This window comes from Candidatus Nitrosopumilus sp. (assembly GCF_965223225.1).
GTDB lineage: Archaea > Thermoproteota > Nitrososphaeria > Nitrososphaerales > Nitrosopumilaceae > Nitrosopumilus.
Map to the genome: position 1 here is coordinate 1404654 of NZ_CBDCVU010000004.1, position 25791 is coordinate 1430444.

The window sequence follows — 25791 nt, forward strand, 5'->3', positions numbered from 1 at the left end:
TCTTGTTTAAGATTACTGTGGTTTTATTGTGAATTGATTCTTTGTGCCTGTATAATGACAGTACGTATGTAGTCTTTTGCAGTAGAATCAGAAACCCCCATCTGCTTTGCCTTGCGATATAGATCAATTTCTTTAGGATTAATCAAATATGATTTGAGAAGATAGTTTAGCCTATGAGACCTTTTTTCATCACTTTTCATAATATTCATTATTTTTGAAAATAAAAAAAGGCATAGGATGGTGTAATAACCAAGTCTTCACAAAAAGTACAACTGGCAAATCAAACAGATATAGAGAAAGTCACTATTTTGAGAGCAAAAGTCACCTTCTAGAAGTTCATAACACAACATCAAGAAATTCTATCAATAAACAGGTTAATTACATCAAAAAGTGAGTATTTGAGATTCTCGAATTGTTTCATTGATTAAAAGTCTTAGAAATCAATACAACAGGCTACCGAGAGAAACTTCCTCTCGGTAGGGTATCCCTTTGGGGGACATGTGTTTGAAGGGATATCACATAATCACAATCTAGCTATATAAGCAAAAAAGGGGTTTATTCTTGTCCTTCAATTCCCATCAAGGTCAAAGTGGATCGGATTTTTGGAATTTTTCTTATTTTCCAAGTAATAGTTTCACGAAGAGCCTCAACCTGTTTTGATTCAACTTTTGAAAGTATATCATATGCACCAAAAGTGCCATGAACTTCAACTACGCCTTCAATTGATTTTAGTTCTGAGATTACTGCTTCTTCAGATCCAAGCTCACAGTTTATGAGTACATAAGCTGTTGCCAGTTAGAATTCAACTCCCACAATCATAAGTAAAAATTCAATTTCAAATATATAAGAATAATTCAATTTGATTTAAAATTGAATAATAAATCCATCAAAAATTTAAACAAGTGTAAAGACAAGTGTCGGAATTTTTTAAAAACCAATTAAATTGAATAAGCATCTTTCATAACTTTTTCAAGTTCTGTAATATCATTACAAAAAGTAATCCTTGAACGCAATTTGGATCCACCTCTCAATCCCTTTGTAAATCTCATTGCCTGACTCTTTATGTTTGCAAACTTTATTTCATATTGATTTGTAAGGTGAAGATAATCAAAAAACGAATCTAATTTGTCTTTCAAAGAATAAGTTTCATAGGAATTATTTTTCAAGTAATCATTAATCTGCTCAAACAAGAAAGGGTTGCCCATGGCGCCACGGCCTACCATAACATAATCACAATTTGTCTCATCTAACATAGATTTGGCATCTTCAGGAGTTAGTATGTCTCCATTTCCCACAATGGGAATCCTAGATATTTCTTTTAGTTCTTTTATCATGCTCCAATCTGAGTGTCCAGAATATCCCTGACTAACAGTCCTTGGGTGAAGTGTAATCATTTGGATGCCTTCATCTTCTGCAATCTCGGCAATTTCTCGAAAGAGAAATTTACTTGCATCAGTTACACCAGATCGTATTTTCAGAGTTACAGGTTTTTTTACGGAATTAACTAGAGTACGAAGAATTTGCTGAGTCAGATTTACTTCCTGTAAAAGAGCACCACCTGCCATTTGTTTAGTGATATGAGGTGCAGGACAACCCATGTTGTAATCAATAATATCAAAAAAAGGCTCCACTATCTTTGCTGCTTTTTCTAAAGCAAAAACATCAGATCCAAATAATTGAACAGACAAAGGTCTTTCCTTTTCAGAGTACTGAATAAATTCTTGGATTGTTTTTTTGTTCTCTGCTAATTGTTTTTGTTTGGCAATAATACTGTGAATATTAGTAAACTCTGTAACTACAAGACCAGCACCCATTTGTCGACATTGTAATCGAAGAGCAGGATCACTAACTCCTGCCATAGGAGCTAAGAAGGCTTTACTAGAAAAGGTTGGGAGCATCAACTAAGTCAAATCATGTATTATATTTACTATTTTACAAAAAAGAAATTATTTTTAATTATCAGGGCAGCCGTCATAGTCTCGGTCACCATCATAATCTTCAGGATCTGCAGGACACAAGTCTTCGTCATTAATGATGTCATCTAGATCATCATCGTGAACAAATCTTTGTTGTTCAGGTGCAGTGTCAGGACAGCCGTCATGATCATTGTATTTGTTCCAAGTTTCAGGATGCGTTGGACAAGAGTCAACACCGTCATAGTATCCATCAGCATCTGAATCGTGCTTTGTAGGTGCTGTGGATTCTGCGGCTAAAACATCAGGACATCCATCCCAATCTAGGTAACCATTGTATGTCTCTAATTGATCAATACAAGAGTCTTTTCTATCCTCAATTCCGTCACCGTCAGTATCGGGGAATGTGTAGGAAGGAATAGCAGAACCTGTTGTGTCAGGACAACCGTCGTCATCTTGATAGAAGTTATAGGTTTCAGGTTCGAATACACATGCATCTGAGATATCAACAATGCCGTCACCGTCTGAATCTAAGGTAAACTCAAATGTATCTGGACAACCGTCAGTGTCTTGGAATTGATTATAGGTTTCAGGTTGAGTTGGACAAAAGTCTAGATTATCAATAATTCCGTCACCGTCAGTGTCCACTGCAGATCGAGTATCAAGAATAAGATCAGGACAACCGTCGTCATCTTGGAATTTGTTGTAAGTTTCTCTGGCATGAGGACATTGATCTACGTTATCAGTAACTCCGTCAAAATCTGCATCTCCAAATGAATCATAGGAGACAGTGTCTGGACAACCGTCGTCATCTTGGAAGTTGTTGTATCTTTCCCCAATTGTTGGACAGGTGTCAAATTCGTCAGGAATTCCATCGTCATCTATATCAGGTAATGCAGATTTAGAAAAACCAGGAACATCTGGACAACCGTCAGTGTCTAGAAAATCATTATAGTTTTCAGGCTCATCAATACATGCATCCCATCTATCATCTATGCCGTCATTATCAACATCTGGGAAAACATATGAAGAAACTACAGAATCAGATGAGTCGGGGCAACCATCTCCATCTTTGAAGGAATTGTAAGTTTCAGCCTCTAATTTACATGCATCTGAGACATCAGGAATTCCATCACCGTCAGAATCAATTAAAGAATCAAAGCTGTCCGGACAACCGTCAGTGTCTTGGAATCCATTGTATACTTCAGCTTGAGTTGGGCATAGATCTAGATTATCAACAATGCCGTCACCGTCTGTATCATAAGTAAGTGGATTATTGGCAACAAAATCAGGGCAGCCATCTGCATCTTGGAATTTGTTGTAAGTTTCAGGAGAATGAGGACATGTATCAAATTGATTTAAAATCCCATCACCGTCAGTGTCACCAACACTAGCAAGTTCAACAGTATCAGGACATCCGTCATCATCTTGGAATTTGTTAAAGTTTTCACGTTCAAATGGACATGAATCAAGTGAATCTACAATACTATCATAATCAGAATCAATTAGGCCATTAGGATCAGCACCAGGAACATCAGGGCAACCGTCAAAATCAATATACCCGTTATAGTTTTCTGGCTCATCGATACATGCATCCCATCTGTCTTCAATTCCATCGCCGTCAGTGTCTGGGAATGTGTAAAGAGAGTCAATATCTGCAACAGTATCAGGGCAGCCGTCACCGTCAAGATATCTGTTAAAGGTTTCAGGTTGCATTGGGCATGCATCCAAAGTATCAGAAATTCCGTCTTGATCAGAATCTCTTAGTGTTAAAGCATCATCAGGACAACCGTCTTTGTCATCAATGCCATTGAATACTTCTGCTTGAGTTGGACACAAGTCCATGTAATCAGGATAACCGTCACCGTCAGTGTCTGCAGTAGATTTATGATCAATTACATTATCTGGGCAGCCGTCATCATCCTGAAATTTGTTGTATGATTCAGGGCTAAATGGGCACTGATCATTTTCATCTGGGATTCCGTCACCGTCAGTGTCACCTACATTTCTATCTAAATTCAATACATCTGGACATCCATCTGAATCCTCAAACTTGTTATAGTTTTCACGATCTTCTGGGCATTGATCATGTTCGTCTGGAATACTATCATAATCAGAATCAATTAGGCCATTAGGATCAGCACCAGGAACATCAGGGCAACCGTCAAAATCAATATACCCGTTATAGTTTTCTGGCTCATCGATACATGCATCCCATCTGTCTTCAATTCCATCGCCGTCAGTGTCTGGGAATGTGTAAAGAGAGTCAATATCTGCAACAGTATCAGGGCAGCCGTCACCGTCAAGATATCTGTTAAAGGTTTCAGGTTGCATTGGGCATGCATCCAAAGTATCAGAAATTCCGTCTTGATCAGAATCTCTTAGTGTTAAAGCATCATCAGGACAACCGTCTTTGTCATCAATGCCATTGAATACTTCTGCTTGAGTTGGACACAAGTCCATGTAATCAGGATAACCGTCGCCGTCAGTGTCTGCAATGCCTTTTCCATCATCAGGAGACAAATCTGGGCAGCCGTCATCATCCTGGAATCTGTTGTAAGTTTCCTTTACTGTAGGACAATCATCTATGTGATCCTCTATACCGTCATAGTCCGCATCATACCAAGGTACAAAATCAGCAGGACACCCGTCAATATTGTTACCATATTGCGGATCATAATCTTCTAGAAGATGGGGACAAAAATCAAGAGCGTTAGGAACCCCATCTCCGTCGGTGTCAATATTCTCATTTGCAAAAGCCCCACTTGGAAACATTCCAATAGTAGATGTAAGTAAAAGCAAAAATCCTAAAAGGTATTGTTTCTTCATTCTTCCTGACTCCGCTATTATCAAGTATTTATTAAGTCTCACGTTAAATAGATTCTTCTAGTAAAAGGGGAGGACTGAAATTGAGATTTTATGGATCAGGACATCCATCATGATCTCGATCACCGTCATAGTCTTCAGCTTCAAGAGGACACATGTCGTATTCGTTGATAATGTCATCTAAATCTGCATCATGCTTGTATCTAGACTGTTCGGGGGCAATATCAGGACAGCCGTCATGATCATTGTATTTGTTCCAGGATTCTTTTTCGTTAGGACATGCGTCAAGATCATCAGGTACACCGTCACCGTCTGAGTCAACTTTAACATTGCCAACAGGTAAGATATCTGGGCAGCCGTCATAGTCTACATACCTGTTCCAGACTTCACTTTGTTGTGGACAGAGATCAATAGTATCAGGAATGCCATCACCGTCTGAGTCGGGTTGAGTGTTATCAACATCTGGGCAGCCGTCAGTGTCTTGGAATCCATTATAGGTTTCTGCAACTAGAGGACAATCATCATCAATATCTTGAATTCCATCATTGTCTGAGTCTACTACAAATGATTCAGAGATGCTGTCAGGGCAGCCGTCTAAGTCTTGGAATCTGTTATAGGTTTCTTTGGCCATAGGACACGCATCTATATAATCAGGTACACCATCTTGGTCTCTATCACCAGATCCAAATGAGTCAGGGCAGCCGTCATCATCTAAAACACCATTGAATGTTTCGACTTGAGTTGGACACAAATCAACCGAGTCTACAAAACCATCACCATCTGAATCAGGGATACCTCCTGTTCCCCCAATAGAAAGAATGTCTGGGCAGCCGTCATCATCCTGGAATTTATTGTAATTTTCTTTAAGATTTGGACATTGATCAATATGATCCTCTATTCCATCATAGTCCTCATCATACCAAGGTACAAAGTTTGATGGACAACCGTCAACATTGCTTTCATAATCTTCTTTTAGATTTGGGCAGGCATCAATTGTGTCAACGACTCCGTCATTATCCAAGTCAACATAGTTAAGAACATCAATATCATTTTCAAAATTAATTTCATTATCATCAGATGGAAGAATATCTGGGCAGCCGTCATCATCCTGGAATTTGTTCCAGCTCTCCATTAAAGTTGGACATGCATCAATTGTATCAGGATAACCGTCCCTGTCAGTGTCTGCATAAACAGGAGTTGATTCTGTATCAGGAATATCTGGGCAGCCGTCTAAGTCTTGGAATCCATTATAGTTTTCAGGTTCATCAACACATGCATCTAAAACATCTGGAACCCCATCTCCGTCGGTGTCAATATTCTCATTTGCAAAAGCCCCACTTGGAAACATTCCAATAGTGGATGTAAGTAAAAGCAAAAATCCTAAAAGGTATTGTTTCTTCATTCTTCCTGACTCCGCTATTATCAAGTATTTATTAAGTCTCACGTTAAATAGATTCTTCTAGTAAAAAAGATGATTATTAAATTGGGGTTTATGGATCAGGACATCCGTCATGATCTCGATCACCGTCATAGTCTTCAGGATCTACAGGACACAAGTCTTCGTCATTGATGATGTCATCTAGATCATCATCATGTACAAATCTTTGTTGTTCCGGTGCAGTGTCAGGGCAACCGTCTTTGTCTAGATACTTGTTCCAAGTTTCAGGACTAGTTGGACATTGATCAATTTCATCAGGATAACCGTCACCGTCTGAATCTGCATAAACGGGGGTTGTGGATTCTGCTCCAGGAATATCTGGGCAGCCGTCCCAATCTAGGTAATCATTATAGTTTTCTGGCTCATCGATACATGCATCCCATCTGTCCTCAATGCCGTCACCGTCAGTGTCTGGGAATGTGTAAGGAGAATCAATATCTGCTACAGTATCAGGACAACCATCTAAGTCTTGGAAGCCATTGTAGGTTTCAGGTTGTAATGGACATGCATCGATTACATCTATCAATCCATCCATGTCAGTATCAAGTTTAGAATCAAAGCTGTCTGGGCAGCCGTCATCATCTAAGAATCCGTTGTAGGTTTCAGGCTGGTTTGGACACAGGTCTAAATAATCAGCAATTCCGTCGCCGTCTGTGTCTGCAGATAATTTGTTATCTGCTATGTAATCAGGACATCCGTCATCATCCTGAAATTTGTTGTAAGTTTCTTTTAAGAGAGGACAATTATCAACATCATCATAAATTCCATCACCGTCAGTGTCACCTACAGTTTTGAATGCTACACTATCTGGGCAGCCGTCATCATCCTGGAATTTGTTGTAACGCTCAGCCAGTGTTGGGCATTGATCAATATGATCTGCTAAACCATCAAAATCAGCATCAAGCATATCACCAGCAGTAGTACCCTTGACATCTGGGCAGCCGTCCCAATCTAGGTAATCATTATAGTTTTCTGGCTCATCGATACATGCATCCCATCTGTCCTCAATGCCGTCACCGTCAGTGTCTGGGAATGTGTAAGGAGAATCAATATCTGCTACAGTGTCAGGACAACCATCTAAGTCTTGGAAGCCATTGTAGGTTTCAGGTTGTAATGGACATGCATCGATTACATCTATCAATCCATCCATGTCAGTATCAAGTTTAGAATCAAAGCTGTCTGGGCAGCCGTCATCATCTAAGAATCCGTTGTAGGTTTCAGGCTGGTTTGGACACAGGTCTAAATAATCAGCAATTCCGTCGCCGTCAGTGTCTGCAGTAGATTTGTTATCTGGTATATAATCAGGACAACCGTCAGCGTCTTGGAATTTGTTATATGATTCAGGGCTAAATGGACATTGATCATTTGTGTCTAGAATACCATCACCGTCAGCATCTCCAGTCAGCATGAAATTCAATACATCTGGGCAGCCGTCAGTGTCCTCAAACTTGTTATAGTTTTCACGATCTTCTGGGCATTGATCATGTTCGTCTGGAATACCATCATAATCAGAATCAGGAGCTTCAGAGGAAGTCACTCCGGGAATGTCTGGGCAGCCGTCCCAATCTAGGTAATCATTATAGTTTTCTGGCTCATCGATACATGCATCCCATCTGTCTTCAATTCCATCGCCGTCAGTGTCTGGGAATGTGTAAAGAGAATCAATATCTGCAACAGTATCAGGGCAGCCGTCACCGTCAAGATATCTGTTAAAGGTTTCAGGTTGCATTGGGCATGCATCCAAAGTATCAGAAATTCCGTCTTGATCAGAATCTCTTAGTGTTAAAGCATCATCAGGACAACCGTCTTTGTCATCAATGCCATTGAATACTTCTGCTTGAGTTGGACACAAGTCCATGTAATCAGGATAACCGTCGCCGTCAGTGTCTGCAATGCCTTTTCCATCATCAGGAGACAAATCTGGGCAGCCGTCATCATCCTGGAATCTGTTGTAAGTTTCCTTTACTGTAGGACAATCATCTATGTGATCCTCTATACCGTCATAGTCCGCATCATACCAAGGTACAAAATCAGCAGGACACCCGTCAATATTGTTACCATATTGCGGATCATAATCTTCTAGAAGATGGGGACATTGATCTAAATTGTTTGGGACTCCATCTCCGTCAGTGTCAATATTCTCATTTGCAAAAGCTCCACTTGGAAACATTCCAATAGTGGATGTAAGTAAAAGCAAAAATCCTAAAAGATAATAATTTTTCATTCTAAGAATAACTCCTACTGGTCTGGACATCCATCATTATCTCGATCACCGTCATAGTCTTCAGCTTCAAGAGGACACATGTCGTACTCGTTGATAATGTCATCTAAATCTGCATCATGTTTGTATCTTGACTGTTCAGGTGCAATATCAGGGCAGCCGTCATGATCATTGTATTTGTTCCAGGATTCTTTCTCATTAGGACATGCGTCAAGATCATCAGGTACACCGTCACCATCTGAGTCAACTTTAACATTGCCAACAGGTAAGATATCTGGGCAACCGTCATAGTCGACATATCTGTTCCAAACTTCACTTTGTTGTGGACACATATCCATTACGTCAGCAACACCATCGCCATCTAAGTCAGGTTGAGTGGTATCAACATCTGGACAACCGTCATCGTCTTGGAAGCCATTGTAGTTTTCTGCAACTAGAGGACAATCATCATTAATGTCATGAATTCCATCATTGTCTGAATCCACTACAAATGATTCTAGGATGGTATCTGGACAACCGTCAGTGTCTTGGAACTTGTTATAGATTTCTTTAGCAGTTGGACATGCGTCAATTGCATCTGGAATCCCATCTAAATCTCTATCATTCTTTGGAATATAATCATCAGGGCAACCGTCTAAGTCAAGTATTCCATTATAGGTTTCAGGTTGGCTTGGGCAATGATCATTGTAATCACTAATTCCGTCATTATCAGAATCAGGAGATCCTTTATTGTCAGCAACAATATCTGGACAACCGTCTAAGTCTTGGAACTTGTTGTAGGTTTCAGGTACAAGAGGACATTGATCTAACTCATCAATTATTCCATCAAAATCGGAATCTAAGCTTGTGATAAAACCAGGATAGTCTGGGCAACCGTCATCGTCTTCAAAGCCATTGTAACGTTCTCTATCATTGGGGCATTCATCTACAGTATCAAGAATGCCATCAAAATCGGAATCTAACTCAGAAGGATCATCGGGGCAACCGTCAGTGTCTTGGAATCGATTCCAAGTTTCTGCAGTCGAAGGGCACTGATCTAACTCATCTCTAACTCCATCTCCATCAGAATCTAGGACAGATTCATCAGGACATCCGTCAGTGTCTTGGAAGCTATTGTAAGTTTCAGCACGAAGTGGGCATTTATCATTTAGATCAGTAATTCCATCACCATCATAATCAAAAGCATTAGAATCAGATACACTGTCAGGACATCCGTCAGTGTCTTGGAAGCTATTGTAAGTTTCTTTGGCTGTTGGGCATGCATCAACATAATCTAGTATACCATCTCGGTCTCTATCGCCAGAACCAAATGAGTCTGGGCAGCCGTCATCATCTAAAACACCATTGAATGTTTCGGCTTGAGTTGGACACAAATCCACAAAGTCACTTATGCCATCACCATCAGAATCAGGAGTTCCTTTATTATCTCCCACATAATCTGGGCAGCCGTCATCATCTTGGAATCGGTTGTAAGTTTCTTTTACTTCTGGACATTGATCAATGCTGTTAGGAATTCCATCTAAGTCAGTATCATTATCCGTAGAATATGGTGGAATGTCTGGGCAGCCGTCATCATCTTGGAAGCCATTGTAACGTTCAGGTTCTAATGGACAAACATCATCAGAATCCATAATTCTATCACCGTCAGCATCATTAAGATCAGCTACAAAGGAAGGAATTGCATCTGGGCAGCCGTCGTAATCTGCAAACCTATTGAAGGTTTCTGGATCATCAGGACAACTATCATATGGATCTGCTATACCATCTCCATCTTTATCATTAAACTCAGAATCCAAGGTTATATCGGGACAGCCGTCAGTGTCCAAGTATCCATTGAATACTTCGGGTTGAGATATACATAAATCAATTTTATCTGGAATTCCATCATTATCAGAATCAATAAATCCAGAATCAACTATTGAATCTGGGCAGCCGTCATCATCTTGGAACTTGTTGTATGATTCAGGGCTAAGTGGGCATTTATCAACATAATCTAGTACACCATCTCGGTCTCTATCGCCAGAACCAAATGAGTCTGGGCAGCCGTCTCTATCGTTAATACCATTGAATGTTTCAGGTTGATTTGGACACAAGTCAACTAAGTCAATAAAACCATCTCCATCTGAATCAGGTGCACCACCCTTTCCACTTCCAGGAAGAGTGTCTGGGCAGCCGTCATCATCTTGGAACTTGTTATAATGTTCTCTAAGATTTGGGCACTGATCAATATGGTCTTCTATTCCATCATAGTCCTCATCATACCAAGGTACAAAGTTTGATGGACAACCATCCACAGTTCCCTCATAGTCTTCTTGCAGATTTGGACACGCATCAATTGCATTTTCAATTCCATCGTTGTCAAAGTCCTCAGCAGCAAAAGCAGGATTAATTGGAATACTGGTTAAAGTAGTTATAAGTAACAATAGGAAAGGTAACATGTGTGTTTTTTTCAATGCCTAGAAATACCCCGAGGATCCAGTTATTAAACCTCACTCTAGAAACTGCTAAAAATCTCATAGTTTTCCAAAAAATTTCATAGTTAGACAAAAAACTCGATTAATTTAAGTAAACGAGAATTAGATCTGAACTAATGAGTTGCTCAGGCGAAATACTAGAAGATCAAGAGGAGCAGCTAATTCAGATTAAACCCGCAATTTCACAGCAATTAAAGAAAGCAAAATACGGTGTTGCCAATCATGCAACTGTCGAATTATGTCATTGGACAAAGAAATCCTTCAAACATGAAGGTAGTTGTTACAAGCATAAATTTTACGGGATCTCAACTCACAGGTGCATGGAGTTTTCACCGGCAGGAATGCATTGCGAAAACAGGTGTGTCTATTGCTGGAGACCCATGGAATTTTATGATTCCTTGAAAATGGAGCCAGAACATGTTGCCGAGCCGGAGGAGATTCTGACAAAATTAATGGCGGAACGTAAAAAATTGATAAACGGATACTATGGAGATTCCCGAAATGATAAGCAAAGATTGGATGAGTCATTGCTTCCAAGCCATTATGCCATATCCTTGTCAGGAGAACCAACTATGTATCCAAAGCTTCCAGAATTAATCAAATATCTTAATTCACTGGAATCAACAAAATCTGTTTTTCTGGTAACAAACGGCCAAGAACCAGAAATGATTCAGAAATTACAAGATGAAAACGCACTTCCAACACAGCTTTATCTGTCCACCAATGCAGCTGATTATGAATCATTTTTAGAAATTAACAAACCAAAATATGATGATTCTTGGGAGAGATGGAACAAAACATTAGATATGTTAAAGCATTTAGATACAAGAACGGTGTTAAGAATTACATTAATTAGAGATTATAATGATAAAAAAGAATCAATACCAGCATTTGCAAAGATGTTCAGAGAAGCCAGTCCACATTTTATTGAAATAAAATCATACATGCATATTGGAAGATCCACAAACCGATTAGAGCACGAAAATATGTTAGAAATGGAAGAAGTAAAAAAATTTAGTGAAGAGGTAGCAAAGCAAAGCGAAATTTTTTCAGTAATGGATGAGAGTTTTGTTTCAAGAATTTCAGTATTACAAAACAATGAACGGTTTATTGATAGATGGATTCCTACATACGTAAATACCAATTAGAGAATTTTTTTAGCGCTTTGAATCTGTGAGAGATATTATTTTTTTTATCGTATTCAGCAAAAGTTTTTTTTACATTTTCAAGTAAAAAAATTGGATCATATCCCCATCCTTTACCTTTTTGAACGGTTGAAATTTTACCATCAAGCTTTGCTTCAAACGATTTCTGTATTGTATTATCACAGTAAGCTATTACAGATACAAATTTGGCTTTTCTATTACGGGTTAAAAGATTAAGAATTCCATCATTACCAATAGTTTTGAAGACATATGAAGAGTAGGGGCCAGGAAAACCACCAAGAGAATCAATAAACAAACCATCATCTTCAACAATTACAGGTTTTTGACATTTGAGGAATGCATTCTTTGCTTTTTTTAATGCAATTTTTTTTAATGAATTTGATTGAATTTCTTCCAATTCAAGTTTTAAAAATTGGATTTCCAGGCCAAAAGAGGATAGAATTTTTTTTGCTTCTTGATATTTGTGAGTATTTGAGGATACAAAAACTAAATCAGACAACTGTTGCATATCTACCACGCATCTCTATATTGGTAACTAGATTTGTTATTTTAACGAATTTTGCATTACCAACAATAGATTTGTAACCAATTAGAAAATTATTCCAAGATTTTTCAAATATTCTTGCATGTGCACTGTTTAAGATTTCTTTGATTAAGCGCAAATCAACTGCATGATCTTCTGATTTTATAGTATTTTGAGATAAACCAAAATCAATTACATAAATGATGCCGTTAGACAGGATAAAATTAGATGTGGTCAGATCCCCATGCATAATTCCATTTTTATGTAGAGTCCCCACTAATTTTCCAATTTGAATAGAACATTGAATTATTTTCGAATCAGGAAGATCATGAACTGGTTTGCCAGGTATTTTTTGCATCATAATTGAAGATTTTTTCAAATTGACAAAATACACAAGAGGTGCTGGAATACCAAAAGACTTGACTTGGGCCATAATTTGAGATTCTTTTATTGTTCTTTGTTTCCGAATTTTTAAATCAAGATGTGGGTTTCTGTAATTTTTAATTTTTCTAATTTTTAAAATAGCATGTGACTTATCCCATTTTGTTTCATAAATATCAGCCTCTGCTCCTTTTTTTATCAATTTCATTAACGTTATATCCAGATAGATTCAATAAAAATTAAGCATGGATGACGGAGAAAAAAAACTAAAACAAGAAGATTGTAGTGAAGATAATCTAGGAGCAGGGATTCTAACATTAACTAACAAAAGATTGGCATTTGACAAAACAAGAGCAAGAATGATGGATTTCTCAAAACACATGGGAGATACTATTTTAGATATAAAATTAAAGGATGTCACAAAAACTTGGAAAGAAGGTCTGTTGATGAAGAAAATTTGTTTTACTGCAAAAACAGATGAAGGTAATCAAACGTACAAATTTGGTGTATTTAGTACAAATTCTTGGCTTAAGAGTATTGAAAATGCCATTGATGAAAATAAAAATCAGTAATTTACTTTAACGGAATCTAGTCTCCAAGATTGAGTAACAAAAGTGTCTTGTATTGGAACTCCGCTATTTACTTGTGATTCTAAAAGTCCAGTCCAACAAATTTGACTTCCACAGTCTCCTGCATATTTTATTGGCACAACGAAAAGTTTGCATTTGTGTCGGTTACAAACATCATGTAACATTTCGGATAATCGTTTGTTGGCAGCAACGCCTCCAACAATCATTAATTCTTTTTTGCGGGTAAAAGATATTGCACGTTCTACAGCTTCACAAATCATTGCAAATGCTGTTTCCTGCAAAGAATAGCATGCAGATGTTTTATCTTTTTTGGAAATAGATTTAGTTGCAGAAAGTAATCCTGAAAAAGACACATCGTTTCCTTTTACAGAATAAGGTAATTGAACATAATCAGATGATTCAGATGCAAGGTTCTCGATATTTTTTCCACAAGGTGATGCAAATCCAATAGATCGTCCGAACTGATCTAGTAATTGACCTAAAGTAATATCCAGAGTTTCACCAAAAACTCGCCATTGTTTATTCAAGAATGCCAAAAGCATTGTATGCCCGCCAGAGACTAAAAGTACCAGAGGGTTAGTTGCACCAGTTAGTAGTTTGCCCAATTCAATATGTCCAATTGCATGATTTACAGGATATATTGGAATTTTATAAAACGACGATAAGGATCTGGCAACCACGGCACCTACTCGCAGACAAGGTCCCAGTCCAGGACCTGCAGCATAGGATATTAGATCCAAGTCCTTTATGGTCACATTAGCCTCATTTAGACATTCAGATAATACTATTGAGCTATTTTCGATATGATGACGAGATGCCTCTCTTGGATGAATTCCCTCACCACTTGAGGGACGGAAAATCCGTCTGACATCAGATAGGATTTCTCCTTTTTTTCCATCCTTCTTAATGATGGCACATGAAAATGTGTGTGCAGTACTTTCAATTCCCAGACCTAACATATCATCCTCTACTTAATGTTGATACAATTTTTATCACATCACCATTTTTTAATTTTTGATCTCCACTAATTCTCTGTTTAGTTTTACAATCAATTGCATGTAGAAAGCCCTTGGCAATATCAGCATGAATTAAGCTTGCTAAATCTTTTGCAGTAGAATCCTTGGGCAGTAGTTTTGTATCAGGTAAAACTACACCATCTTTGTTTGTAAGTTTAGTTTCATCTTCTACAGGATAAACAACGATGAAGTTCAATGAATCAAACACGGCTGAATTTAGAATTTTTTGAATTCCAGTTGAAGGAATTTTTTTAAATACAGAAGCTACCAAGTCAAGTGCCTTTTTTTGTGGAGGCAAAATTTCTTTTTCTTCGTTTATTGTAAAACCTTCTTGTCCTGGAAAATAATTGATAATTCCAGCTTTGGTCGCTTTTCTCAAAAGCAATTCTGTTTCTGCACTACAAGGAACAACAACTTCAGATATTTCATTGATAATATCAAGATCTTTGCAAAGATCGGCCTTATTTGCAGCAATGATCATTGGCTTGGTATTCTTTCTTAAATCTTTTACAAATGTTTCAATGTCAGAATCAGACCATTCTTTTGGATTTTTTGAAATGAGGGATAATTTTTGTAAAACTTCTTGTACCTGATAATCTTTGACACCTAATCCTGAAAATCGTTTGGCAATGCCATCAGTAAGTTTTGCTCTCTTTTGATCAATTTCACGGATAATCTTATCCCATTCTCGTTTCAGGATATCAATAAACCATTGATCAAATTCATCTTGAACAAATTTTACATCTTCTAGAGGATTATGTGTTCCAACAGATACAGGCTGTCCTTGAATATCAGTTGTACCTGCAATATCCACCACATGAATTAAGATTTCTGCCTGTCTTGCATCATCCAGAAATTGATTTCCCAATCCTTTGCCTTCATGTGCACCTGGAACTAAACCTGCAATGTCTATAATTTTAACAGGAATGTAACGTATTCCTTTTTTACATAAATCATTATTGTGTTCAATCTCAAAATGTTGACAAGCACATTCGGCTGTCACATATGCTACACCTATGTTTGGTTCAATAGTTGTAAAAGGAAAGTTTCCCGAAGCTACAGTAGTTTCAGTTGCAGCTGAGAAAAAAGTAGATTTTCCAACATTTGCCTTTCCTAATAAACCAATTTGCATCACAATGAGAAACTTGTGTCTACTTATTAGTATTGCAGAAATTGTTTAATGAGGCTCTTTGTTTTACAGAGCATGTCAATTGTAGTTACTGGAAACCCAGGAGTTGGAAAGCATACTATTGCACATGAAATTGCAAAAAATCTAGATTTACCTATTATCGACATTAATGAAATAGCGAATAAGTCAGGATTGTTTGAAAAAATAAACGAGACAAATGATGTAGACATTTTTGAATTAGAGAAAATTCTTGAACCTAAAATTTCTAAAAAGACAGTAATAGTTGGGCATTTAGCTCCATATGTCATTTCTAAAGAGAATACAGAAAAGATAATTATTCTAAGAAGAAGCCCATATGATTTGTTAGAAGTATACAAAGAACGAAAATACAGTGATAAGAAAAGTAAAGAAAATACTGGAAGCGAAATATTAGGAATTATTGCATATGATGCGTTTACAAAATTTCAAGAGAAATCTTTTCAAGTTAACGTTAGTGGTAGAACTATTAACGAAGTAACAAAAATCACAATGGATATAATTTCAAATAAAAAAATTAATGAGCAGATAGATTGGCTAGAGATGGTCAGAAAAAACAATGATTTAAAAAAATTTTTTGTTGATTGATTAAATAATACCTAGAAATTGATAAAATTACTTGTTTGAAATATCAAAGACAGATTTAGCTGGAAGAATAGGAGTAATTCACACAAATCACGGAAAAATTGAAACTCCAGCATACGTTCCGGTTATTCACCCAGTAAAACAAACAATTCCATCAGAAAAAATTCGAGAAATAGGATTTGAAATGGTGATTACAAATGCATACATTACTATGAACAATTATGGAGATGAGGCAATAAAAAAAGGAATTCACAAAATAATAAATTTTGACGGAGCAATCATGACAGACTCTGGTGGTTATCAAGTTTTAGAATACGGGGACGTTGATGTGGCACCTTCAGAAATGGCAAATTTTGAAAAAGGAATAATGACAGATTTTGCAATTCCACTTGACAAACCCACAGGTTTTGGATTACCAATCAAACAAGCAAAAGCCTTTGTAAACCACACCCTAAAAGTTTCAAAACAAACACTAGATGATAGTACAAACAATGGTCAGATTTGGATTGGACCAATACAAGGAGGAGAACATTTTGATCTTGTTGCAAAGTCAACAAAAGAATTGGTAAAAATTGGTTATAACATGTTGGCCTTAGGTAGTCCTGTTGAATTTATGGAATCATATGAGTACAAATTGTTAGCAGAAATGATAGTAGCAGCAAAAAAACAAATGCCTGCATCAATTCCATTACATCTATTTGGAGCAGGACACCCACTAACTATTCCGTTTGCAGTGGCTCTTGGATGCGATACATTTGATTCTGCCTCATACATGCTCTATGCAAAACAGCAAAGATACATTACCGAAGATGGAACAAGATACCTATCAGAAATTAAAGTATTTCCATGTAATTGTGAAGTGTGCAGAAAATATACGCCTGAGGAATTAATGCAAATCAACGAAGTCGATAAAATTAATCAGTTAGCCATCCATAACTTGTATGTAATTAAAAAAGAAGTAGATAATGTAAAACAGGCAATTTATGAAGGAAGATTATGGGAGTATGTGTTAAAAAAAGCAAGGGCTCATCCAAAATTATTTGAAATGGTTGAAGTCATGACCAAAAATCATGAATTCCTTGCTGCAGGCACACCAAAATTCAAGAACAAGGCAATTTTCTTGTTTGATAAAGAAGATCAATTTAGACCAGAAGTGCATGCATATCACAGTATTGTTCGAAAATTCAAATCAAAGAAAAAGAAATTAGTAGTGATTAAAGAGTACAAGACAAAACCAGGTTACCTTTCAAGCAAATACGCAAATCTAAAAATAAAATTCAAAGAATTTGATTCAATGCAAGTATGTCAATACAATCCTCAATTAGGATTAATACCAATAGAGATTTCAGATATTTTTCCTGCTGCACACCACGAGACCAGTAGAATAGATTTTGAACCAAAAGAGTTTCCGGTCTTTGAAAAAACATGGGAAAAATTCTTTAACAACAACAAATTTTCAGAAATACACTATGACAAAAAAGATGATTTTTTAAAATACTTTGTCAAGAGTTTGCCTAAAGACATAAAGAGAAAATCTTTCTCTTGATTAAAAATAAGAAAAAAGAATGTGCTAAAAGATTCAGACTTTTTACAGTGCTGCGTCTTCTGCCCAACCTTTGATGAAGATACCGTTTTTGTGAAGAGGTACTGGTTGTCCAGCAGTGTAATTCATTGGTCTCATCCAAAAGATGGATTTTGTTGGGCACACACCGATGCATGCACCGTCAGAAATACATCTCTCTGGGTAAAAGACAAATGCTTTACCTCTCTTCCAGCCTTCAACTGGTTTTACTCTAAGGACATCTGGACCAAGAGTTGTACAGATTTCTACACATAGTGCACATCCGATACATCTTTGTTCATCAATGTCTGGAAGTATTGCTATTGGCATTACAAATTGATCATTGCTTGGTTACTATTTAAACCATGATTGAAATTCATAACCCTGTTATGAAATTGATCGCAAAGAAAAATGAACAGAGTCTAGTTGATTAAATTTAAAAAACAAAAAGATAACGTGATTTTCACGTTTATTTTCTCATTGCGTCTATTTGACCAGAAGTAACCCAGTCAAGTAATTCTGCAGAAGAAGGATTTAGATCAGCTTTCTGATTCATCAGATTGTTAACCCAAAGCCAGTTAATTTGGTTAAGCAGTGGTTTGTTTGCCTCGTCACCTGCACGTGTTTTAGCGACGACTGCTTGGTCTTGTGTTGCCAACCACTCTGCGAAAGTTCTTCCCATGAGGTTTGGATCTTAGCTTACACTAATTAAAGCTTTTGTAGATTCTACGACAGACACAATGATCGTCCTAGATCTAACAAGGTTTTAACGTAGATGTAAAATCATGAAAATCCTTGGATGTAAAAGTTTTAGGGGCTGCAAACGAAGTAGGCAGATCAGGATTTTTAGTAGACTGTAATGGAACAAATCTGTTACTTGACTACGGGGTAATGTTTGGAAGGCGAGGAACACCACCATCGTATCCGCTGCACGTCAAACCCAAGGATATAGATGCAATCATCATTACTCATGCACACTTAGACCACTCAGGAAATGTTCCATCCCTATTTGTAAGCGGCAATACGGACGTTTATGCCACTCCACCTACTTTTGATCTCTCAAAACTGTTGATTGAAGACATGTTAAAGATAGAAAAAAACTCACATCCCTTTGATTTACCTGAACTAAATAACATGATGAGAAATGCCAAAGAAGTGGGATTCAAGCAAAAAATTACAAAAGGAAATGCATCTTTTGAATTAAGAGAATCAGGACACGTTATCGGCGGGAGTACAGTCATAGTAGAATCAGAGAATAAACGTATGTTTTACACAGGTGATATCAAAACAAATGGATCTAGAATGCTCCGTGAAGCAGATTTTGACGTTGGGGAAATTGACTTACTCATTACAGAGAGCACATATTCTCAAACTGAGCAGAAACCAAGAAAAGAATCAGAAAAGGAGTTAATCGAGTTTGCAAATGAAGTAATGGACAGAAAAGGGACATTATTCATTCCATCATTTTCAGTTGAGAGGTCACAAGAAATGGCTTGTATTTTAAAAGATGCAAATTTCAAACACAGGATTATCATGGATGGAATGGCACTCAAAGTAAATGATATTATGTTTAGACATCCAGAATATCTAAGAGATCCAAAAGTCTTTGCAGATGCAATAAATGACGCAATTGCAGTTAGGGAACATAGTGAACGAAAACGGGCAATGGAAGAGCCATGCGTAGTAATCTCACCAGCTGGAATGTTAGTTGGAGGTAACGCAGTATACTATTTGCAACAGTTAGCTTTTGATGATAAAAACGGAATTGCACTAGTATCATATCAGGGAGAAGGGACTCCTGGACGAAAGTTGTTGGATACAGGAAAAGTGTCAACCAGAGGAAAGGAGATGAATGTAAGGGCCGAAGTTAAACAGTTTGAGTTCTCAGGACATGCAGATAGAAGCGAATTATTTGAAATGATAAAAAGAATCGAAGGAAATCCAAGGGTGCTAACGGTTCATGGGGATTCAGAATCTTGTAACACTTTTGCCAATGAAATTCATGAAAGATTTGGGCTAGATGCATATGCACCAAAAGTTAATGAAACAATTACAATCTAAAATGAGCATCAATGAAATAGTTGATGTTGAAAATTCAATCAACAGCGGCCAAGTTTTCCTTTGGAGGAAAAAAAGGCAATACTGGTATGGGATAAATGGCCAAAACATACTCAGAGTCAACAATTCTGGAAAAATAAAATTATATGATTCCAATACCAATACAGACTTTTTTAGAAAAAAAGACAATCTAGACAAGATTCTAAAATCAATTTCCAGGGACAAGACAACAAAAAAAGCAATAAATCAATTCCAAGGACTTAGAATACTTGAACAAGATCCGTTTCAATGCACGATTTCTTTTATTGTGTCTTCAAATTCCAACATACAAAAGATCAAGTTGAATTTAGAAAATATATCAAAGAAATTTGGCAGTAAAGTCGAATTTGAAAAGGAAGAATTTTTTTTATTTCCAACTCCAGAGCAGATTCTCAATGCATCATTAGGTGAAATTCAAAAATGTGGAGTGGGTTATCGTGCAAAGTTCATCAAAGATGCAGCAGAAAAAATCTATTCAGGAGAGATAAATTTTGAAAATCTCAAAAAAATCAATTATCAAGATGCAAAAAAAGAGATTTGTTTGATTTCTGGAATAGGTAACAAAGTAGCGGATTGTATATTATTATTTTCACTAAACAAGTTAGAAGCATTTCCAATTGACAGATGGATGATTAGAATTTTGCAAAAATATTACCGTAATAAATTTGAAATAAAAACAAAAACAATAACAGAAAAACAATATTCCATACTACATGAAAAAATTAGAAATCATTTTGGACCTTTTGCTGGATATGCCCAGCAATTCCTCTTTAAAATGGAAAGAGAGAACTATCAAAAAAAATGGCTGTAAACCCTTAAAATGGTAATTATTTGCTAGGTTTTTGGGCCCATAGCTCAGCATGGATAGAGTGTTGGACTTCTAATCCAATGGTCAAGGGATCGAAGCCCTTTGGGCCCGGTACCCAAATTAGTACTTATTTACGGCCCACCCGTATATTATACCATGGAAATATCACTTGACAAAATTAATTTACGTAATGAACCTTACCAACAATTCTTGGATGGAATAAGAAGTCCACAAACTGTAAGAAAATATAAAAATGCATTATACTCTTTTTTGAAATTAGTTCCAAACCAAGTGTATTTAGATTCTTTAGAAATCACACCAAAAAATAGAAATCCAGAAGAATTATCGAAATTTTTTGTTTCATTGGCAAAAAAAGACCCAGACCTTGCAACAAACATTATTGCTGCTTTCATCAAAGAAGAAAAAAAATTAGTTGAGAAAAAAGAGATGAGCTCACAGACATTGCCAAAATCAGCACACAGTCAAAAGAGTTGAGAGACAAGGCAATCAACACAAGAAATCTGCTTAACAGGGGTGAGACAAAACTGTACGAAATTATTGTAAACTGTACTGTAATGACTGGAGACAAATCACAGCTAAAATCAGAAGAGAGAAAGTTTATCGAAAAGACAAGACAGCAAAAAGGATCTTTTCATCTGTTGGCAGCACAACAGGCCCAAGTATTCTTTGAAGGGTTTGGGCAGAAACTAACCTTTGATTTAGGTAGTTGTAGTATTTTGTATGCTTTTGCATCAGCTGACATGCTGGAATTGCCAAACGGAATTCCAGTTGGCAGAAACATCATAACAAAGGGTCCAGTTATTTTTGATATTCTAAAGAGAACTAACCTAAACGTTGGAATCATTGGAACATCAGGTAGTGGAAAGTCATACACTACAAAAATTCTAATCTACAGATTATCACAGAAATATCCAGACTCTCATATCTATATTGTCGATCCGACAGATGAATATGGTTCCATTGCAGAATTTCTAAAGATGGAAAAGCTTGACATTACAGGTGAGGATGAATTGGGTTTGGATCCGTTCCAGATTCTAAAACCAGTTGATGCAGCTGACATACTAGGTGAAATTACACATGCACCTGACAAGACAAAGTTTCAGTTCCAGAAATATTCAGACAAGGCAAAAAGTTTGGGGGAATTCTATGATTTATTGGATGATGATGACAAGTCATATCTTGAGCATCTGATAGACGGGCCACTATCAAAGATAATGTCCGGGTCTCCAAAGATAACAACCCAGAAAAAATTAATTCTTTCTATGGGCAAAGGCAGTACTGCTTCAGAATCTGAAGCCATGATACTTGTGTTGTTACTGAACAAAATCTACAAGATCTGCAATAATCTGCCGGTAAAGACTAGAAAGATTATCGTAATTGATGAGGCATGGAGAATGTTCAAGATGCCACGTACTGCAAAGTACATTGACATGATAGTTCGTATGGGAAGAAAGATGAACATCATGTTTGTTTTCGTATCCCAAAGAGTGGATGACATTGCAGCTGATTCAGGCGGAATTGGTAAAATCATAGACAATATGGCAACAAAAATCATGCTTGGTTTGAACGAGCAGGCAGCTGATGATGCTCGAGATGTTCTGAAACTATCAGAGCATGAGAGAGACTATCTTACCAAATTCTCTGCAGGACAGGCGTTATTTTTGGCTGATGACTACAAGGTGGTGACAAAGTTTGAGCCAACAGAAGAAGAAAGAGAGATGTTTGATACCACACCAACTACAGAATAAAATCAATGACTTCAAAAGATCAACGAACTAAAACCAACAATAAATTTGATTATTGTTAAAACCATCTTGGTTACTAGCTCATCATATAGAAATAAGATTAATCAATAAATCACAGTAGAAAGAAATTGTATGATGAACGAAGTATTTTCAAAAAAAGCAATTCAGAATATAGTCAAAGTCAATGAACATATTTGTAAACATAGGGGAGAAGAACACGGAGTTGATGATAAAGATCTTTTAGAATTAATTTTCAATGATGTTAATTCTCATAATGACATAGAGAACAAAAAAGCTAGGATTATAGAAAAGGCAAGTTATCTTTTAGGAGGAATTATTTACGAACAACCGTTCAAAAATGGAAACAAAGCTACTGCAGATGCAATAACTGATTATTTTTTACGTAACAATGGATATGAATTACCAATACGAACAGAAGAAGAAAGCAATGCATTGATTCAGTTAGAATTAGAAATTAGTCCTCTTCATACAATGGATGGGCAGAAACATACAATATTTCCAAAATTAAGAAAATTCTTGTGTTTAAAGATAGTAGAATTAAAAACAGAAAATTAAAGTTTGGCTAGTTTATCAAAATGAGGTTGTTTTTCAATCATTATTTTATCAATGGCTTTGATCAATTCTTGTTCATCTTCGGCAAATCCATTTAATTCTGGTTGGTCCATATCTGGGTCATAATCCATACTGATTTTACTTTTTTATCATATTAAAAATATTCCCATCCAAAGAAAAGAATTCTTTGGATATTAGGAATAATTAAAAAGATATTCCAACTATAAGAAATGTGAAACCACCATCAGTATTACTAAACAAAATACTGGATTGGTTAAATGAAGAAAGATTTGAGGTGGAAGATCTTACCACAGACAAAACAGATTTTCATTTGGTTCTAGTAAATCCATATTCTTTAGGTATCCCGATTCAAATAGGAAAGCCAAAAGAAGCACCATATATCCAGATTGCTGTAAGAACTACGTTTCCAACAGAAATCAAAGAAGGACTAAAAAATTTAGGTGAAAAAGAGAGTTTAAAATTTGTGAGTTGGTTGCAAAGGGAATTGCTAAAATTTGAAGTGGATCATACAGTACTGCCAAATAAAAAAAGCCCAGAAGAAATAGAAATCAAAACTAATGTGTATGTAGATGATATGACCCGCAGCATATTCATGAGTATGATACAGAAAATAAAATTCGCCGTTCTTTTCATGTTGTGGTCATTTATGCAGAAATTGGTTCCAGATGATGAAAACATTGGGCAAAGGTTTGGAGATGCTTCGTCTCCAATGTATGGATAATTGTAAAAATTAAGATAGTTAGATCTCCTTTTAAGCAAATGATTCATGTTTTTCTGTGAAACTAAATCTTAGATCATCATCGCATGAAGGTTTTGTCTTTACTATACCTCTGATGCTGGCAATCGGATTAATTATATTTACAGCAATCATAGTACTTACACAGATAGTAGTTGCAGTAGGCGGTCCATTAATACCGCAACTGGTAACTGAGATGCCACGGTTCTTTGACTATGATGATGTGACAGGAGACCTGATCTTGGATGGAGATGGAAACCCTGCATCAAATGAGAGAACTGAACTGTACTTTGGTTTGTTTGTGTTTTCGTTTATTATTTTAATAGTAATTGGAATCTTGTCAGTTTTGGTATTACTGCTAGAGCAGATAAAGTGGGTCAATCCGGGAACTGCATGGCGTCTGTTGCGCAAAGTAATCTTGTTTATTCCATTTTTTGCTGTATTTCCATTTTTGTGGGATTTGTGGGCAATAACAATAGAGAGTACTGCAATGGCTCTAATCGACTTTAACAGTGGCGGTGTGGATGCAGCAACTAGGACTGCCAATCTATGGAATAGCATGGGGGGAATAATTCCACCAGGAGCCTTTGATCCTGCAGAATGGACTAACGCGTTTGTTGATCCTGGCGCATTTGCTCAAGGAATTATGAAGGATGTAATCCTGGCACTGTTCAAGGGATTTGCAGTGATGTTCATGACTGCAATGGCTTTCATAATTAGTACAATTAGAATAATGCTGACAATGGTATTTGCAATGTCAATTCCATTGATACTGGTATTGGGACTGATTCCGTTGTTTAGGAAACTCAAGGATTTGGTTGTAAATAATTTGGTTGGTCTGTCATTGGCGCCAATATTTTCTGCTCTAATACTTACAACCGGTATGGCTTACTTGGATAGTACCGTTCTACCTGGAATGCAGGATTGGTTTGCATCTTTGGCAGTTGGATTCTTGGCAGTATTTGCTCCTGTAATTCTGGCACCAATACTTGGAACATTAACAACACAAGTTGGACAGATGATGTCAACTGCAATAATGGGTGCAGCAATAATTGGTGGAACTGCAGGACAAGGAGCTCTAACTGGAATGAGCAATGCCAGTAATCAGATGAGCAATGCTGCTATGGGAATGGCAGGAGCTGCAGGAGCAATGGGAGCATCCAAGATGGGTGCACTTGGAGGTGGCAATGGCGGTGGTTTAACATCTGGCCAAATTGGAACCTTTACCAGTGGTGCTGCAACATCAATGAGCAGTGGCGGTACAGGAAATCAACCAATGGCATTTGGTGGATCTCCACAACCACAACAATCTGGACTTGCAGGAAATAATCCAATCCAACAAACTCCATTATCCTTCGGGGAGAAATTCAAAGCGTATGGTAAGGCAGGATTGTTTGGTGCTGGATCTGGAATGGCAGCAGGTGCAGTACAGTCTGCAGGTCATATGATGCACGCTGACAAAATAGTACGCCCGATAGTAAATGACATTCAGGGTGTCGGTACCCAGAAAGGAATTGAGATTGGGCAACACACAACTGCAAACCATTCTGTAAATGATATTGGAAATTCCATGACTGCAATGGAGCCTCAAATTAATATTCAGACAGAAACTGCTGTAATGCCTGATAACATTCCAAATGCTACTCAAGTTTCTGACTTTGGTGGTGCATTGAATAATGTTGAGAACGTAAGCAGAGGAGTGGATTTGAGTAATTCATCAGAACAGCAACAGGAATTCTTGGATGTAGCAAGAAGCAACGTTAGAAACTTTGAGAATCTAAAACCCGAAATACAAAATCAGGTAGATCAAAGAATTCTAGAACAGATGAGAGAACATCCAGCAAGTGCAGGACAGATTGTAGATGCTGCTAGAATGAGAGGAGAAAATCAAAATATTTTCTGATTTATTTTTTTAAAAGAACCTCATGATT

24 protein-coding genes, 1 tRNA gene and 1 pseudogene are annotated in these 25791 nt (G+C 37.0%); 12 read left to right on the top strand and 14 right to left on the bottom strand.

The window, feature by feature from the left end; translation table 11 throughout:
- Positions 1-23: 23 nt before the first annotated feature.
- The 7 genes and pseudogenes from ACOQN3_RS09025 to ACOQN3_RS09055 form a co-directional block, all read right to left on the bottom strand.
- The gene (locus tag ACOQN3_RS09025; RefSeq protein WP_420546132.1) at positions 24-200 is read right to left on the bottom strand and encodes a hypothetical protein; all 177 of its coding nucleotides are present in this window, start codon (positions 198-200) and stop codon (positions 24-26) included.
- A 355-nt stretch (positions 201-555) separates the two neighbouring features.
- Positions 556-795 (bottom strand): Lrp/AsnC family transcriptional regulator, encoded by a 240-nt coding sequence (locus ACOQN3_RS09030; protein WP_420546623.1) that lies wholly within the window; start codon positions 793-795, stop codon positions 556-558.
- A gap of 143 nt (positions 796-938) precedes the next feature.
- Complete coding sequence (gene dusB / locus ACOQN3_RS09035; protein WP_420546133.1) at positions 939-1898, bottom strand: tRNA dihydrouridine synthase DusB; 960 nt, start codon at positions 1896-1898, stop codon at positions 939-941.
- A gap of 54 nt (positions 1899-1952) precedes the next feature.
- On the bottom strand, positions 1953-4742 hold the full coding sequence (locus ACOQN3_RS09040; protein WP_420546624.1) for a thrombospondin type 3 repeat-containing protein: 2790 nt from the start codon (positions 4740-4742) through the stop codon (positions 1953-1955).
- Between the two features lie 88 nt (positions 4743-4830).
- A pseudogene (locus ACOQN3_RS09045) lies at positions 4831-5607 on the bottom strand (thrombospondin type 3 repeat-containing protein); the annotation flags it as partial.
- Between the two features lie 622 nt (positions 5608-6229).
- Positions 6230-8401, bottom strand: coding sequence for a thrombospondin type 3 repeat-containing protein (locus ACOQN3_RS09050; protein ID WP_420546625.1), 2172 nt, complete (start codon positions 8399-8401; stop codon positions 6230-6232).
- Positions 8402-8415: 14 nt separating this feature from the next.
- Positions 8416-10836 (bottom strand): thrombospondin type 3 repeat-containing protein, encoded by a 2421-nt coding sequence (locus ACOQN3_RS09055; RefSeq protein WP_420546134.1) that lies wholly within the window; start codon positions 10834-10836, stop codon positions 8416-8418.
- Between the two features lie 152 nt (positions 10837-10988).
- Between ACOQN3_RS09055 and twy1 the strand changes: the two genes are divergently transcribed.
- On the top strand, positions 10989-12020 hold the full coding sequence (twy1, locus tag ACOQN3_RS09060; RefSeq protein ID WP_420546135.1) for a 4-demethylwyosine synthase TYW1: 1032 nt from the start codon (positions 10989-10991) through the stop codon (positions 12018-12020).
- On the opposite strand, the gene rdgB is transcribed toward twy1, so the two are convergent.
- Positions 11998-12546, bottom strand: a complete 549-nt coding sequence (rdgB, locus tag ACOQN3_RS09065) for an RdgB/HAM1 family non-canonical purine NTP pyrophosphatase (protein WP_420546136.1) — start codon at positions 12544-12546, stop codon at positions 11998-12000. The genes twy1 and rdgB overlap by 23 nt on opposite strands.
- Positions 12530-13150, bottom strand: a complete 621-nt coding sequence (locus tag ACOQN3_RS09070) for a KEOPS complex kinase/ATPase Bud32 (RefSeq protein WP_420546137.1) — start codon at positions 13148-13150, stop codon at positions 12530-12532. The genes rdgB and ACOQN3_RS09070 overlap by 17 nt, the downstream gene beginning before the upstream one ends.
- A gap of 37 nt (positions 13151-13187) precedes the next feature.
- On the opposite strand from ACOQN3_RS09070, the gene ACOQN3_RS09075 reads away from it, so the two are divergent.
- The gene (locus ACOQN3_RS09075) at positions 13188-13514 is read left to right on the top strand and encodes a hypothetical protein (RefSeq protein ID WP_420546138.1); all 327 of its coding nucleotides are present in this window, start codon (positions 13188-13190) and stop codon (positions 13512-13514) included.
- Here the strand turns inward: ACOQN3_RS09075 and kae1 are convergent.
- A complete protein-coding gene (gene kae1, locus ACOQN3_RS09080) occupies positions 13508-14491 on the bottom strand; it encodes a KEOPS complex N(6)-L-threonylcarbamoyladenine synthase Kae1 (RefSeq protein ID WP_420546139.1) in 984 nt (327 codons plus the stop codon). The two genes, ACOQN3_RS09075 and kae1, sit on opposite strands and share 7 nt — an antisense overlap.
- A gap of 1 nt (position 14492) precedes the next feature.
- The gene (locus ACOQN3_RS09085) at positions 14493-15680 is read right to left on the bottom strand and encodes a redox-regulated ATPase YchF (RefSeq protein WP_420546140.1); all 1188 of its coding nucleotides are present in this window, start codon (positions 15678-15680) and stop codon (positions 14493-14495) included.
- A 72-nt stretch (positions 15681-15752) separates the two neighbouring features.
- On the opposite strand from ACOQN3_RS09085, the gene ACOQN3_RS09090 reads away from it, so the two are divergent.
- Entirely contained in the window at positions 15753-16301 is a 549-nt protein-coding gene (locus tag ACOQN3_RS09090) for an adenylate kinase family protein (protein WP_420546141.1), read from the top strand.
- 31 nt (positions 16302-16332) lie between these two features.
- The gene (gene tgtA, locus ACOQN3_RS09095; protein ID WP_420546142.1) at positions 16333-17844 is read left to right on the top strand and encodes a tRNA guanosine(15) transglycosylase TgtA; all 1512 of its coding nucleotides are present in this window, start codon (positions 16333-16335) and stop codon (positions 17842-17844) included.
- A 42-nt stretch (positions 17845-17886) separates the two neighbouring features.
- Here the strand turns inward: tgtA and ACOQN3_RS09100 are convergent, their stop codons facing one another.
- Complete coding sequence (locus tag ACOQN3_RS09100) at positions 17887-18189, bottom strand: ATP-binding protein (RefSeq protein WP_007403030.1); 303 nt, start codon at positions 18187-18189, stop codon at positions 17887-17889.
- A 139-nt stretch (positions 18190-18328) separates the two neighbouring features.
- Positions 18329-18541, bottom strand: a complete 213-nt coding sequence (locus tag ACOQN3_RS09105) for a hypothetical protein (RefSeq protein WP_420546143.1) — start codon at positions 18539-18541, stop codon at positions 18329-18331.
- A gap of 113 nt (positions 18542-18654) precedes the next feature.
- Between ACOQN3_RS09105 and ACOQN3_RS09110 the strand changes: the two genes are divergently transcribed.
- From ACOQN3_RS09110 to ACOQN3_RS09135, 6 genes are all read left to right on the top strand, one after another.
- Positions 18655-19920 carry an MBL fold metallo-hydrolase gene (locus ACOQN3_RS09110; protein WP_420546144.1) on the top strand — a complete coding sequence of 422 codons (1266 nt, stop codon included), beginning with the start codon at positions 18655-18657 and terminating at the stop codon, positions 19918-19920.
- 1 nt (position 19921) lies between these two features.
- A complete protein-coding gene (locus tag ACOQN3_RS09115) occupies positions 19922-20767 on the top strand; it encodes a DNA-3-methyladenine glycosylase 2 (protein ID WP_420546145.1) in 846 nt (281 codons plus the stop codon).
- A 33-nt stretch (positions 20768-20800) separates the two neighbouring features.
- Positions 20801-20875, top strand: a tRNA-Arg gene (locus tag ACOQN3_RS09120).
- Positions 20876-20920: 45 nt separating this feature from the next.
- On the top strand, positions 20921-21259 hold the full coding sequence (locus ACOQN3_RS09125; protein WP_420546146.1) for a hypothetical protein: 339 nt from the start codon (positions 20921-20923) through the stop codon (positions 21257-21259).
- Positions 21256-22533, top strand: a complete 1278-nt coding sequence (locus tag ACOQN3_RS09130; protein WP_420546147.1) for a VirB4 family type IV secretion system protein — start codon at positions 21256-21258, stop codon at positions 22531-22533. Before ACOQN3_RS09125 ends, ACOQN3_RS09130 begins: the two co-directional genes overlap by 4 nt.
- 129 nt (positions 22534-22662) lie before the next feature.
- Entirely contained in the window at positions 22663-23106 is a 444-nt protein-coding gene (locus ACOQN3_RS09135; protein WP_420546148.1) for a Fic family protein, read from the top strand.
- On the opposite strand, the gene ACOQN3_RS09140 is transcribed toward ACOQN3_RS09135, so the two are convergent.
- A complete protein-coding gene (locus ACOQN3_RS09140) occupies positions 23103-23234 on the bottom strand; it encodes a hypothetical protein (protein ID WP_420546149.1) in 132 nt (43 codons plus the stop codon). The genes ACOQN3_RS09135 and ACOQN3_RS09140 overlap by 4 nt on opposite strands.
- A gap of 101 nt (positions 23235-23335) precedes the next feature.
- Here ACOQN3_RS09140 and ACOQN3_RS09145 point away from each other — a divergent pair, with 101 nt between their 5' ends.
- Both ACOQN3_RS09145 and ACOQN3_RS09150 read left to right on the top strand, forming a co-directional pair.
- Positions 23336-23845 (top strand): DUF2299 family protein, encoded by a 510-nt coding sequence (locus ACOQN3_RS09145; protein ID WP_420546150.1) that lies wholly within the window; start codon positions 23336-23338, stop codon positions 23843-23845.
- A 55-nt stretch (positions 23846-23900) separates the two neighbouring features.
- A complete protein-coding gene (locus tag ACOQN3_RS09150) occupies positions 23901-25763 on the top strand; it encodes a hypothetical protein (RefSeq protein WP_420546151.1) in 1863 nt (620 codons plus the stop codon).
- The last annotated feature ends 28 nt before the right edge of the window (positions 25764-25791 follow it).